The following is a 12,645-nucleotide window of genomic DNA, read 5'->3' as shown; positions in this document are numbered from 1 at the left end:
TCGACCGGCCGCCGTACGAGACCCCGGACCTTGCGATCTCGGGACCTCCGACCGTGCACCTCGAACAGGGCATCAGGGCACAATGGGCGCGCTGTGGTCGGGTGCGGCGGGCGGTACCGCCGGTCCGAGGTCACGAGGGACGCGAGGAGACACCGTGGGTGACGCGACGAGGTCGTCGGCACGAGCGACGGATGACGACATCGACGACGTCGACGAGTACGACGAGATCGACCCCGACCCGGACCTGCTGGAGCCACCGTCGAACGCGTGGCGGACGCGGACGGCGCTCGAGATGGTCGTCTCCGGCGCGATCGGCCTGCTCGCGTCGTTCGTGCTCTCGATCGAGGCCCTCACGCTCGCGCTGGACCCGACGGCGTCGCTGGGCTGCGACCTCAACTCGGTGATCAGCTGCAGCATCGTCGCGCAGAGCTGGCAGGCGTCGCTGTTCGGGTTCCCCAACGCCTACCTCGGCATCGCCGCCGAGGCCGTGGTCATCACGGTGGCTGTGGCCATCCTCGGACGCGTGGTGTTCCCGCGCTGGTTCATGCTGGGCGCGCAGGTGATCTACACGCTCGGCTTCCTGTTCGCCTGGTGGCTGTTCTACGAGGCGTACGTCGTCATCGGGGCACTGTGCCCCTGGTGCCTGCTCATCACCGTCACGACGACGCTCGTGTGGGCCGGGCTGACCCGGCTGAACGTCCGTGAGGGCGCGATCACGTTCCCCGGTCGCTGGGGTCCGGCCGCCCGGCGCTTCGTCGACCACGGCAACGACTGGTTCGTCACCATCGCGCTCATCGTGCTGCTGGCGGTCGCGATCCTGGTGAAGTACGGCTCGATCATCCTCGCCTGACCGCGGACGCACGAAGGGCCGGTGGCGCGCTGCCACCGGCCCTTCGCTCGTTCAGCCCGCGAACGCCGTCTTCAGCACGTCCAGCGGCAGGGCGCCCATGCTCAGCGCGCGGGCGTGGAAGGCGCGCCGGTCGAACTCCTCGCCCTTCGCCTCCGCCTCGGCGGCCGCGGCGTCACGCGTCTGCTCCCAGAGGCGCTGGCCGATCTTGTACGAGGGCGCCTGGCCAGGCCAGCCCAGGTACCGGTTCCACTCGAACCGGATGAACGCCTCGGGCATGTTCACGTTGGCCAGGAGGAACTCCCAGCCCTTGTCGGCGTCCCAGGTCCCGCCGCCCCACTCCTCGGGCGCCTCGAGCCCGAGGTGGATGCCCAGGTCGAACACCACGCGGGCGGCGCGCATCCGCTGGCCGTCGAGCATGCCCAGCCGGTCGCCCGGGTCGTCGAGGAAGCCGAGGTCGGCCATCAGACGCTCGGCGTACAGGGCCCAGCCCTCGCCGTAGCCCGACGTCCAGCACGCCAGCCGGCGCCACGTGTTCAGCGTCGCGCGCTGGAAGACGGCCTGGCCGATCTGCAGGTGGTGGCCGGGGACGCCCTCGTGGTAGACGGTCGTCTTCTCGCGCCAGGTGTTGAAGGTGGTGACCTCCGGCGGGACCGACCACCACATGCGGCCCGGGCGGCTGAAGTCGTCGCTGGGACCCGTGTAGTAGATGCCGCCGTTCTGCGTCGGGGCGATGCGGCACTCGAGGGTGAGCACCGGGACGGGGATGGCGAAGTGCGTGCCGTCGAGGGCCGCGATCGCCGCGTCCGACGTCTCCTGCATCCACGCCTGGAGCTCCGCCGTGCCGTCCAGCCTGCGGTCGGGATCCTCGTCGAGCTTGGCCACGGCGTCCGCGACGGTCGCGCCCGGCCCGGCGATCTGCGCGGCGACGGCCTCCTGCTCGGCGACGACCCGGGCGAGCTCCTCGAGCCCCCACTGGTACGTCTCCTCCAGGTCGACGGTCGCGCCGAGGAACGCGCGCGACCACAGGGCGTAGCGCTCGCGGCCGGCCGCGTCCTCCTGCGGGGCCTGCGGCGACAGCTCGTCGCGCAGGAACGCCGCCAGGGTCGCGTACGCACCGCGCGCCGCGGTGGCGCCGTGCTCCAGCTCGGCGCGGACCAGGGAGCACGCGGCCGAGTCGTCCAGGACGGCGTCGACGTCGGCGCCCGTGATGAAGGTGGTGAAGAACGACGTCGCCGGGTCGGCCAGCTCCTCGGCCTGACGGGCGGCCTCGTCGACCTGGCGGACCGCGGCGACGGCACCCCTGCTCGCGGCGAGCTGCAGCGACTCGATGTAGCCGTCGACCGCGAACGGCAGCGCGTTCAGCCGGGCCGCGATGTTCGACCACGCCTCGACGTCGTCGGTCGGCATCACGTCGAACACGTCGCGCAGGTTCTGGACCGGGGAGGCGATGTTGTTCAGGTACCGCAGGAACTCGCCCGCCTCGTGCAGCTCGAGCTCCAGGCCGAGCCGCTCGCGCATCGCGGCGAGCGTGATCTGGTCGATCTCGTCCGTCGGGGAGGCGCCGTCCAGCGCCTGCAGGGTGCTCCTGGTGAGCTCCGCGCGGGCCTCGAGACCGGCCGGGGAGTGGTCGGTCATCTCGTGGTCGTGGCCCGCGATCCCCATGCTGGTGGCCGCCAGCGGGTCGAGGGTCGCGTACTGGGTCATGTACGCCTCCGCGATCGTGTCGATCGGGGAGGGTGCGCGCTCGGTGAGCGCGTCCAGGCGGGAAGGCGGGGTGGTGGGCGTCGTCGTCACCCGCTCGACCCTACCGGCGGGTACCGGCGATCCCGAGCGCTCAGGCGCGCAGGCTCCAGCGCCACGCGTCGGGGCCGGGGCGCAGGCCGACGCGGCTGCCGCGCATCGTCCGGCGACGGTCCGCCCAGGGTGCGGCGACCGCGTGGTCCCGCTCCTCGGCCAGCCGCGCACGCTCGGAGGCCGCAGCCATCAGGCCCGCTACGAGGGCGGCCAGCTCCAGGTCGTCCGGGGTGCCCCGGACCACCTGCACGTCGGCGTCGCGCGTGCTCATGCGCTCCCCGTCACGTCGTCGTCCTCGTCGTCATCGTCCTCGTCGTCGTCCTCCTCGAAGGCGACCGCTGCCCCGCGGGACGCGCCCCACTCGCCGACCTCGAACCCGGCGTCGACCAGCCGCTGCGCCAGGTCCGCGCCACCCTGCTCGACGACGTCCAGGACGGACTCCAGCGACAGGTCCGACGTCCCCGGCGGCGGTCCGACGACGAAGCCGAGGTGGAACGTGTCGATCTCGGCGTCGCTGCGCGGTGCGTCCGCGTCGCCGTGCTCGTCGTCGCCCCACGACATGCCCGTGAGGTCGGCGTGCAGGCCCAGACGCTCGTGCAGCAGGTCGTACAGCTGCGCGTTGAGCCCGCCGATCTCCGACTCCAGCACCAGGATCCGGGGATCCTCGTCGGCCTCCCGCGACCCGAACTCGGCGCGGACACCCACCGCCGCGTCGACGTACCCGTGCAGCGCGACGGCCAGGGCGGCGACGGCCGCGTGCAGGTCCGTCGCGTCGACGCCGACCAGCGGCTCGGGGCCGTGCGCGGGGTCGTCGTGACCGCCGTGCTCGTCGTGCTCGTGCTCGCTCACAGGGGGATGTTCCCGTGCTTCTTGGGGGGCAGGCTCGCCCGCTTCGTGCGCAGCAGGCGCAGGGCCTTGGTGATCTCGACGCGGGTCTGCGACGGCGCGACGACCGCGTCCACGTACCCGCGGTCGGCTGCGTCCCAGGGGTTCACGATCGCCTCCTCGTACTCGGCCGTCAGCCGCCGACGCTCGGCCTCGGCGTCGCCGCCCGCGTCCGCGACGGACTTCAGGGCGCCACGCTGCAGGATGTTCACCGCGCCGCCGGCACCCATGACGGCGATCTGCGCGGTCGGCCACGCCAGGTTCACGTCGGCACCGAGCTGCTTGGAGCCCATGACGATGTACGCGCCACCGTACGCCTTGCGGGTGATGACGGTGACGAGCGGGACGGTGGCCTCGGCGTACGCGTAGATGAGCTTGGCGCCGCGCCGGATGATGCCGTTCCACTCCTGGTCCGTGCCCGGCAGGAAGCCGGGGACGTCGACGAACGTGAGCACCGGGATGTTGAACGCGTCGCACGTCCGCACGAAGCGCGCGGCCTTCTCGGCGGCGTTGATGTCGAGCGTGCCCGCCATCTGCAGTGGCTGGTTGGCGACGATCCCGACGGGGTGCCCCTCCACGTGCCCGAAGCCGATCAGCACGTTCTTCGCGTACAGCGGCTGGACCTCCAGCAGGACCCCGTCGTCCAGCACGTGCTCCAGGACGGTCCGCATGTCGTACGGCTGGTTGTCCGAGTCGGGCAGCAGCGAGTCGAGCTCCTCGTCGACCTCGCCGACCTCCAGGTCGGCCTCGTGGTCGAACGTCAGCGGGTCCGTGAGGTTGTTCTGCGGGAGGTAGATGAGCAGGGAGCGCACGTAGTCGAGCGCGTCGTCCTCGTCGGACGCCATGTAGTGCGCGACGCCGGAGCGCGTGTTGTGCGTCGTCGCCCCACCCAGCTCCTCGAACCCGACGTCCTCGCCGGTGACCGCGCGGATGACGTCGGGACCCGTGATGAACATGTTCGACGTGCCGTCGGCCATGACGATGAAGTCCGTCAGCGCCGGGGAGTACACCGCGCCACCCGCCGACGGGCCCAGGATCAGGCTGATCTGCGGGATCACCCCGGACGCGGCGACGTTGCGACGGAAGATCTCCGCGAACTGCGTCAGGCCCGCCACGCCCTCCTGGATCCGGGCGCCGCCGCCGTCGCTGATCCCGATCAGCGGGACGCCCGTGCGCAGCGCCAGGTCCATCACCTTGGTGATCTTCTGGCCGTGCACCTCACCCAGGCTGCCGCCGAAGACCGTGAAGTCCTGCGAGTAGATGCACACCGGGCGGCCGTCGACCGTGCCGTGCCCGACGACGACGCCGTCGCCGGGCACGCGCTTCTTGTCGAGGCCGAAGTTGGTCGAGCGGTGCCGGACGAACGCGTCGAGCTCGGTGAACGAGCCCGGGTCCAGGAGCTGCTCGATGCGCTCGCGGGCGGACCGCTTGCCGCGCGCGTGCTGCTTGTCGACGGCTCCCTGCTCCGCGGCGGCGGCCGCCTCGTACCGTTCTGCGAGGTCGGCCAGCTTGGCGGCCGTGGTGCGCGGGGCCGTCTCGACGGGCTGCTGCGTGTCAGTCACTCGACCGAGGCTAGTTGTCGGAGCCCTCCATGCACGTGCAGGCGGATCACGGTGTTGCCCGCGTCGGGGTGTCGGGTTCCCACAAGGCGGGCCATCATGTTCGTCGTGCCCCTCCTTCGCGTCGCCGAGCTCCGCGACCTCCTGCTTGCTCCCGCCGGTCCGCTGACCCGGGTCGAGGTGGTCGACGTCACCGCGTCCACCAACACCGACCTCGCCGACGCGCTGCGTGCCGACCCGACCTCCTGGCCGGACGCGAGCGTGCTCGTCGCGGAGCACCAGACCGGCGGTCGCGGCCGCGCCGGCCGCACGTGGGAGACGCCTCCTGGGACGTCGTTGACCTGCAGCTTCGTCGTGCACCCGCCCGTCCCCGCCTCGTCCTTCGGCTGGATCTCGCTGCTTGCCGGCCTCGGCGCCGTCAACGCGCTGCGGGCCACGGCGGGCGTCGCCGCCACGCTGAAGTGGCCCAACGACCTCCTGGTGCCCGCCGACACCGAGGTCGAGGGCTGGGGAGAGGCGCGCAAGGTCGGCGGGATCCTCACGGAGGTCGTCGCGCTGCCGGCCGGGCAGCCGCCCGCGGTCGTCATCGGGATCGGGATCAACGTCCTGCAGGGGGCCGACGAGCTTCCCGTGGAGAGTGCGACGTCCCTCGCGCTCGCGGGGGCGCAGCACGTGGACCGGGAGGGGATGCTCGTCGCCCTCGTCGCGGCGCAGCTCGAGGTCGCCCAGCGGTGGCGGGACTCCGGCGGGGACGCCGCCGGCTCCGGCCTGGCCGGCGAGGTCGCCGCCGTGTGCAGCACCCTCGGCACCCGGGTGCGCGTGGAGCTGCCGGGCGACGGGTCCGTGAGCGGCGTCGCCGCGCGGCTCGACGACGACGGAGCCCTCGTGGTCGTCGACGACGACGGCGTGCCCCACCGCGTTCTCGCGGGTGACGTACGCCACGTCCGCTCCGCCGGGTGAACTACCCTCGTCCCGTGCCGGACGATCGATCGCAGGACCTCGACTTCCTCGAGTCGACGGTCGGGGAGCTGGACGCCGAGCTGCTCGGCGGCCCCCGCACCCTCAGCGCGCACGACCTGGCCCAGCGCGCCGGCATCGACATCGACGTCGTGCGCGGCTTCTGGACCACGATGGGCCTGCCGCACGCCGACCCGGACGAGCCGGTCTACACCGAGCGCGACGCCGAGGCCATCGACCGCGCCGCCGCCCTGGTCCGCGAGCACGGGCTGGACCTGCGCACCGTCATCACCGTGACCCGTGCCCTGGGGCACACCTCGGACCGCCTGGCCCTGTGGCAGGTCGAGGCCCTCGTCGAGGACATGGCCGGCCGGTACGAGCTCGACGACACCTCCGCGCGGCTGCTCGTGCTCGACCGGCTCGCGTCCCTGGCGCCCGTCCTCGAGGCGCAGCTGGTGCACTCCTACCGGCGACAGCTCGCCGCGATCGCGGGCCGCTACGCCGCCGAGTTCGGCCAGCTCCGCGACCCCGGTCCCGACCGCTCCGTGCTGCCGCTGGCACGCGCCGTCGGGTTCGCCGACATGGTCTCCTTCACCCGCCGCACCGCCGGGCTCGGCTCCACCGACCTCTCCCAGTTCGTCCAGCGCTTCGAGGCCGCAGCGCGCGACATCGTCTCCGCCAACGGGGGCCGTGTCGTGAAGACGATCGGCGACGCGATCCTGTTCGTCGCCGACAGCGCCGCCACCGGTGCCCTGATCGCCCTCGACCTGGCCGACACGCTCGGCAAGGAGCTCGACGTCGACCGCGAGACCACGACCGGTGGGCTCTTCGAGGGTGCGCGTGGCGTGACTCCCGTGCGGGTCGGGCTCGTGTGGGGGCGGGTGCTGTCGCGGTTCGGCGACGTCTTCGGGCCCGACGTGAACCTGGCCGCTCGGCTCACCGACATCGCCGATCCCAGCACCGTGCTCGTCGACGAGGCGACCGCCGCGGTGCTGTCCGCCGATCCGCGGTTCGTGCTCGAGCCCCGGCCTGCGCGGCGGCTCGCCGGGATCGGGTCCGTGGCGCCGGTGCGGTTGAAGGCTGCCGGGGCCTGACCCGTCCCTAGATCGCGGGTTGGGCGCGACAGTGCGCGGTCGCCGCGACGCCGACCTACGCGGGGTCCGCCTCCGGTTCGACCTCGTCCACCAGGGACGGGCCGTTGTTGGCGACGGTGTTGACGGCCGTCGAGACCGGGGTGGCGACGATGTCCGGCCCGGGCGTCTCCAGCAGCTCGCGGGCGCCGTCGGCGCCGACGGCCGGGTCGAGCCAGGCCGACCAGGCGTCGGACCGCAGCATCAAGGGCTGGCGGTCGTGGATGTGGGCGAGCTCGTCGGAGGCCGGCCGGGTGATGACGGTGGCGCTGACCACCCACCGCGCGGGGTCGTCGTCGGCCTTGGTGGGGTCCTTCCAGAACTCGTACAGGCCCGCGAGCGCGACGAGGTCGCCGTCGGCGGGGTGCAGGTAGAACGGCTGCTTGCGCTTGCCTGCGGGCCCGGGCCCGCCGGGTGCAGCCTTCTTCCACTCGTAGTAGCCGTCGGCGGGCAGCAGGGCGCGGCGGACGGCGAACGGACGGGCGAACGCCGACTTCTCCTCGAGCGACTCCACGCGGGCGTTGATCATCCGGCTGCCCACGGAGATGTCCTTCGCCCACGACGGCACCAGGCCCCAGCGGGCGACGCGCAGCTGCCGGGTGATCTCCCCGGTCTCCTTGTCCGCGCGCTCGACGACCATGCGGACGCCGTCGGTGGGCGCGACGTTCCAGGACGGGCCCAGCAGCCGGACGTCGTCGGCGATTGTCGCGATGGCGAACTCGTCGGCCAGCGCCTGGTCCTCGCGGAAGGAGGCATATCGACCACACATGGGGCCAAGCCTGCCAGGTGCCGGTGACATCACACCCCGCTCGGATCGAATCGATTCGTTGTTTGTGGGAGAATCGGTCCAATGAGCTTGCGCACCACCACCCCCTCCGCCGCGACCAGCCACGAGCCCGTCGCCGCTGTCGTGGCCCCCGGGGTCGGTCCGGCCGTCGACTCCGCGGCCACCGCGCAGTTCCGTCCGAACGCCAAGTACATCCTGATGCTGGGGCTGATGTGCGCCCTGCCGGCCGTGTCCACGGACATGTACCTGCCGTCGCTGCCGGACGTGGCGCGTGACCTGAACACGTCAGCCACGGCGGCGCAGCTGACGATGACGGCGATGCTCATCGGCGGCGCCGTGGGGCAGCTGGTCATCGGGCCGCTGTCGGACCGGTTCGGCCGACGCAAGCCGGTGCTGATCGGTGTCGTCCTGCACGTCATCACGTCGCTGCTGTGCGCGATCGCACCCGCCATCTTGCCGCTGATCGGGCTGCGCACCGTCCAGGGCTTCTTCAACGCGTCGGCCACGGTCGTGGCGATGGCGATCATCCGCGACCGGTTCGTCGGCGCCGACGCATCGCGGCTCATGTCCCGGCTCATGCTCGTCATCGGCGTCGCGCCCCTGTTCGCACCGTCGCTGGGCGGGGTCATCGCCGGGCAGTGGGGGTGGCGGTCGGTGTTCGTCGCGCTCGCGGTCTTCGGTGCCGTGCTGTGGGTCGTCGTCTGGCGTCGGCTCCCGGAGACGCTGCCGCCCGCGCGGCGCCGGCAGGGTGGCCTGCGCACCGCGGTGTCCGGCTACCGCTCGCTGCTCCGGGACCGGCACTTCGTCGCGCTCGCCATCCTGCCCGGGCTCGGCATGGCCGTACTGATGAGCTACGTGGTCGCGTCGCCGTTCGTGCTCCGCGAGGGCTACGGGCTGTCGGCGACCGAGTTCTCCCTGCTCTTCGCGGTCAACGGCATCGGTCTGGTGCTGGGTGCCCAGGTGAACGCTTCCCTGGTGCGGCGGGTCGCACCGATCCGGATCGTGCGCGTGGTGCTGCCGGTCTCGCTCGGCCTCACCGGTGTCCTGCTGGCCCTCGCGGTGACCGGCTGGGGTGGGCTGATCGCGCTGCTCGTGGTGCTGTGGCTGATCCTCGCGCTCGTCAACTTCGTCCCGCCGAACGCGTCGGCGCTGGCGCTCACCCGGCACGGGGAGATCGCGGGGACCGCCGCCGCGGTCATCGGGTCCCTGCAGGCCGGTGTCGCAGGGCTCGTGAGCCCGCTGTCAGGACTGCTGGGCGGCGACGCGGTCGCGATGGCGGCCGTGATGGTCGGCGCGTCCATGGCGGGCCTGCTGGTGCTGGCGCTGGCCACGCCCGCGTACCGCCGCGACGGCGCCTGGGCCGTCTGAGGGACGCCCGCGCGGACGGGCTCCGGCGCGCCGACCCGTTCGGGTGACGCGCTGATCAGGCGTTTCGCCCGCCACCGGACAAGTCGCAGGGTGAGATGCACCCTCTGGGTGGTCTGACACGTCCGGCCCTGCCGCGGGGGCGCCGTTGTGCCTAGCGTGCCCGTCGCGCGCCTCGAGAACCCGGGGCGGGCGCGGCCATGGAAGGACCGACCCCGCGATGCTGCGTCGCCTGGTGCTCAGCCTGCTCGTCGGCGTGCTCGCGCTCGGCGGAGCGGCGGTGCCCGCGGTCGCGTCGGGAAGCGCCGACCTGTTCCCGCAGGTGGGCGGGTCGGACGCCGCCTGCGACGCCACCCACCCGTGCCGTGCGGCGCTCGAGTGGCGCACCAACGCGTACGGGCCGGCGGGGGACACCCAGATCCAGCGCCGGACGCTGTTCACCGTGTACGCGGACGCGGGCGACCAGATCCTCACGGGGTCGTCGTCGATCGGGTCCGGCAGCGCGGACGTCGCCATCTGGAACCCCGGGGTGGTCACGGACACCGAGGCGGCGACGCTGCCGGCCGTGGTGGACGGCACCAACGGGTTCAGCTGCGCGGCGCACCGACCCGACGCGTCGAGCCTCGTCGGCACCCTCACCACGCGCACCCAGGAGCTCGCCGGTGCGCAGTCGGTCGACGGCACGCAGAACCTGACGGGCTACGTCCCCTGCGTCTACACCGCTCCTGTGCCCGGCCTGTACCGCGTGGCGTTCTACGGAGCCGCGGGGACGGGCAACGCCGCCGACGGCAGCCCGGACCAGGACCTCGCCCCGGCCAGCGGCTTCCTGGCTGCGGCAGGGTCGTCGATCAACGCCTGGGACATCACCGTCCGCGACGGCGACGACCCGGCGTCGGTCGTCGACCTGCCCGGGCGGACCTTCACGTACGTGCTCGCGGGCTTCACGGGCGGCAACCCGCGACCGGTCACGATGCGCCTGTTCCTCAACACCCTGGACGGCTACCGCTACTCCGTCGACACCCGCGGCTTCGACCCGAACGGCTTCGTCTTCTACGGCAACCGCGCGGGCTTCTTCGACGCCGACGGGACGACGCCGCTGAACCACGACGTCGTCGGCACGGGCACCAACCCGCAGACGCTCCCGTCGCTGGTGGGCGGGGTGCACCTGGCCCCGCCGGAGTACCCGTTGTCGTTCGAGCCGCTGGCGACGCAGACCCTGGCAGCGCTGGGCATCCCCGCCACCCCGGTGCCGCCGACCCTGAGCGCGGTCGACTTCACCGGTCGCGCGACGGCGCACGGCAGCTTCGTCGGGCAGGGCGGGACGTTCTCGCTGGACGCGGGGTCCGGGGGCACCTACGAGATCGTCATCTCGCGCGACGGCGTCGACTTCGACCCGGGGCTGCCCGGAAACCGCGCGCTGCGCGGGCTGGTGCCTGCCGGGACGTTCACCGTGGCGTGGGACGGCAACGACAACACCGGCGTCGCGCTCCCCGTCAAGGACGGGTACGCGGTGCGCGCGGTGCTGCGCGCCGGTGAGTACCACGCCCCGATGCTCGACGTGGAGAGCTCGACGCAGGGCGGCCCGAGCATCACGCTGCTCAACCCGCCGAACGGCGTCTGCCCGTTCACGGGCGCGGCGAGCACCGGCACCAACTGCACGCGCGTGTTCTTCGACGACCGCACCTACGTGACCAGCGCCGGGACGCGGGTCGGCAGCCTCACGTCCGGCACCCTGTGCCCGGCGTTCGCGGGCCTGATGCCCGCAGGACTGTTCGCCGACCCGCAGGGCGGCGTCGACAGCACGACGGACGCGCGGAAGTTCGGCGACGGCGGTGGCCTGAACGCCAACCAGCACTGCCCGGCGACGGGCGGCACGCTCGGGGACGCCAAGGGCCTCGACCTGTGGACCTACTTCCCGTCCCAGCAGACGGAGACGTGGCTCGACGTGCTCCCGAACCTCGCCGGACAGGACGACGCCTACACGACCCCGGTCGGCACGCCGCTCGTGGTGCCCGCCCCGGGCGTGCTGACCAACGACGTGACCGACGACCCGGACGGCGAGCTCACCGTGCCGAGCTCCACGGCCACGGCGCACGGCACCGTGACGTCGAACGCGGACGGCTCGTTCACCTACACGCCGACGGCCGGCTACACGGGCCCCGACCAGTTCGACTACGTCGTCACCGACGACCAGGGGCGGACCGACGTCGCCACCGTGCACCTCACCGTCACGCCGACCGCCGTCGACGACACCTGGACGACCCCGGTGAACACGCCCCGCACGGTCGCCGCGCCGGGCGTCCTGGGCAACGACCTCGGCAGCCACCTGACCGCGGGCTCGGCGTCGGACCCGGCGCACGGCTCGGTGACGCTGGACCCGTCCGGCGCGCTCGTCTACACGCCCGACCCCGGCTTCTCCGGCACCGACACCTTCACGTACGCGGCGTCGGACGGTGCGCTCTCCGACGAGGCCACGGTGACCATCGTCGTGACGCCCGCCGCCGCCGACGACGACCTGGGCACGGTGCCGGCCAACACCACCGCCTCGGGGACGCTGCCCGGGCTGCTGGCCAACGACGCCGGGTCGGCCCTCACGGTGACCCACGTCGGAGCTCCCGCGCACGGCACGGTCACGGTCGGGCCGGACGGCAGCTGGGCGTACACGCCACCCGCCGGCTGGGGCGGCACGGACACCTTCACGTACACCGCGACCGACGGGTCCGGGCAGACCACGGACGCCACCGTGACGATCCACGTGACCCCGCCGACCCGGTTGGCGGCGGCCGCCGACGACGCCGCGACCGGTGTGCCGGGGCAGCCGGTGAGGCTGAGCGAGCTCACGAACGACACCCCGGGCGACCACCTGGGCTGGGACCTCACGTCGGTCCGGCTGACCGACCCCGTCAGCGGTCTGCCGGTCTCCGCCGTGACGGTGCCGGGCCAGGGGACCTGGACGGTCGAGCCGGGCCAGGTCCGGTTCGCGCCGGTCGCGGGCTTCCACGGGGACGCCCACCTGGGCTACCAGGTGACCAACAGCGCCGGGCAGACGGTGACCGCGATCCTGACGGTCACCTACCCGCCGCTGTCGCAGCTGAGCGCGCCCCCGATCCTGACGGTCGCGACGCCGGTGGCCTCGACGACGCCGACCGTGCGGCGACCGACCAGCCTGTCGGTGACCGTGACGATCCGTTCCGGTGGGTCGGCGGGCCTCGCGACCACCGGCGCCGACCCCGTGTCGGCCCTCCTTCTCGCGTTCTCGCTGGTGGGCGCGGGTGTGGCGCTGTCGCTCGGGCGCCGCCGGCTCCGTCGGGACTGACC

The 12,645-nt window shown here is 73.0% G+C and carries 10 protein-coding genes; 5 read left to right on the top strand and 5 right to left on the bottom strand.

The annotated features are described in order from the left end of the window. The first annotated feature begins 154 nt into the window (after positions 1-154). Positions 155-850: a vitamin K epoxide reductase family protein gene (locus J2X26_RS00545; protein ID WP_307488886.1), complete on the top strand. Its 696-nt coding sequence runs from the start codon at positions 155-157 to the stop codon at positions 848-850. 51 nt (positions 851-901) lie between these two features. Here the strand turns inward: J2X26_RS00545 and J2X26_RS00540 are convergent, their stop codons facing one another. The 4 genes from J2X26_RS00540 to J2X26_RS00525 all read right to left on the bottom strand — a co-directional run bounded on the left by J2X26_RS00540 (position 902) and on the right by J2X26_RS00525 (position 5,091). Beyond that, positions 902-2,554 (bottom strand): DUF885 domain-containing protein, encoded by a 1,653-nt coding sequence (locus J2X26_RS00540; RefSeq protein WP_307490671.1) that lies wholly within the window; start codon positions 2,552-2,554, stop codon positions 902-904. 130 nt (positions 2,555-2,684) lie between these two features. After that, positions 2,685-2,915, bottom strand: a complete 231-nt coding sequence (locus J2X26_RS00535) for an acyl-CoA carboxylase subunit epsilon (protein ID WP_307488885.1) — start codon at positions 2,913-2,915, stop codon at positions 2,685-2,687. Next, positions 2,912-3,493: a hypothetical protein gene (locus J2X26_RS00530; protein WP_307488883.1), complete on the bottom strand. Its 582-nt coding sequence runs from the start codon at positions 3,491-3,493 to the stop codon at positions 2,912-2,914. Before J2X26_RS00530 ends, J2X26_RS00535 begins: the two co-directional genes overlap by 4 nt. Further along, complete coding sequence (locus J2X26_RS00525) at positions 3,490-5,091, bottom strand: acyl-CoA carboxylase subunit beta (RefSeq protein ID WP_307488881.1); 1,602 nt, start codon at positions 5,089-5,091, stop codon at positions 3,490-3,492. Before J2X26_RS00525 ends, J2X26_RS00530 begins: the two co-directional genes overlap by 4 nt. 105 nt (positions 5,092-5,196) lie before the next feature. On the opposite strand from J2X26_RS00525, the gene J2X26_RS00520 reads away from it, so the two are divergent. Both J2X26_RS00520 and J2X26_RS00515 read left to right on the top strand, forming a co-directional pair. Further along, positions 5,197-6,048: a biotin--[acetyl-CoA-carboxylase] ligase gene (locus tag J2X26_RS00520; protein ID WP_307488878.1), complete on the top strand. Its 852-nt coding sequence runs from the start codon at positions 5,197-5,199 to the stop codon at positions 6,046-6,048. Between the two features lie 14 nt (positions 6,049-6,062). After that, positions 6,063-7,139 (top strand): adenylate/guanylate cyclase domain-containing protein, encoded by a 1,077-nt coding sequence (locus J2X26_RS00515; protein ID WP_307488876.1) that lies wholly within the window; start codon positions 6,063-6,065, stop codon positions 7,137-7,139. Positions 7,140-7,194: 55 nt separating this feature from the next. On the opposite strand, the gene J2X26_RS00510 is transcribed toward J2X26_RS00515, so the two are convergent. Then, positions 7,195-7,944 carry an SOS response-associated peptidase gene (locus J2X26_RS00510; RefSeq protein ID WP_307488874.1) on the bottom strand — a complete coding sequence of 250 codons (750 nt, stop codon included), beginning with the start codon at positions 7,942-7,944 and terminating at the stop codon, positions 7,195-7,197. Positions 7,945-8,025: 81 nt separating this feature from the next. Here J2X26_RS00510 and J2X26_RS00505 point away from each other — a divergent pair, with 81 nt between their 5' ends. Together J2X26_RS00505 and J2X26_RS00500 are read left to right on the top strand one after the other, a co-directional pair. Next, a complete protein-coding gene (locus J2X26_RS00505; protein WP_307488872.1) occupies positions 8,026-9,330 on the top strand; it encodes a multidrug effflux MFS transporter in 1,305 nt (434 codons plus the stop codon). 217 nt (positions 9,331-9,547) lie between these two features. Further along, entirely contained in the window at positions 9,548-12,643 is a 3,096-nt protein-coding gene (locus J2X26_RS00500; RefSeq protein WP_307488870.1) for an Ig-like domain-containing protein, read from the top strand. Positions 12,644-12,645: the final 2 nt, after the last annotated feature.

This window comes from Cellulomonas humilata, assembly GCF_030814415.1.
Lineage (GTDB): Bacteria > Actinomycetota > Actinomycetes > Actinomycetales > Cellulomonadaceae > Cellulomonas > Cellulomonas humilata_A.
The sequence above is the reverse complement of the archived record's forward strand: the minus strand, read 5'-3'. Positions and strand labels throughout refer to the sequence as shown.

Bases quoted from the DNA above. Each gene is read 5' to 3' on its own strand.
- J2X26_RS00540 (WP_307490671.1), bottom strand. From the start codon at position 2,554: ATGACCCAGTACGCGACCCTCGACCCGCTGGCGGCCACCAGCATGGGG.
- J2X26_RS00535 (WP_307488885.1), bottom strand. From the start codon at position 2,915: ATGAGCACGCGCGACGCCGACGTGCAGGTGGTCCGGGGCACCCCGGAC.
- J2X26_RS00510 (WP_307488874.1), bottom strand. From the start codon at position 7,944: ATGTGTGGTCGATATGCCTCCTTCCGCGAGGACCAGGCGCTGGCCGAC.
- J2X26_RS00505 (WP_307488872.1), top strand. From the start codon at position 8,026: ATGAGCTTGCGCACCACCACCCCCTCCGCCGCGACCAGCCACGAGCCC.
- J2X26_RS00500 (WP_307488870.1), top strand. From the start codon at position 9,548: ATGCTGCGTCGCCTGGTGCTCAGCCTGCTCGTCGGCGTGCTCGCGCTC.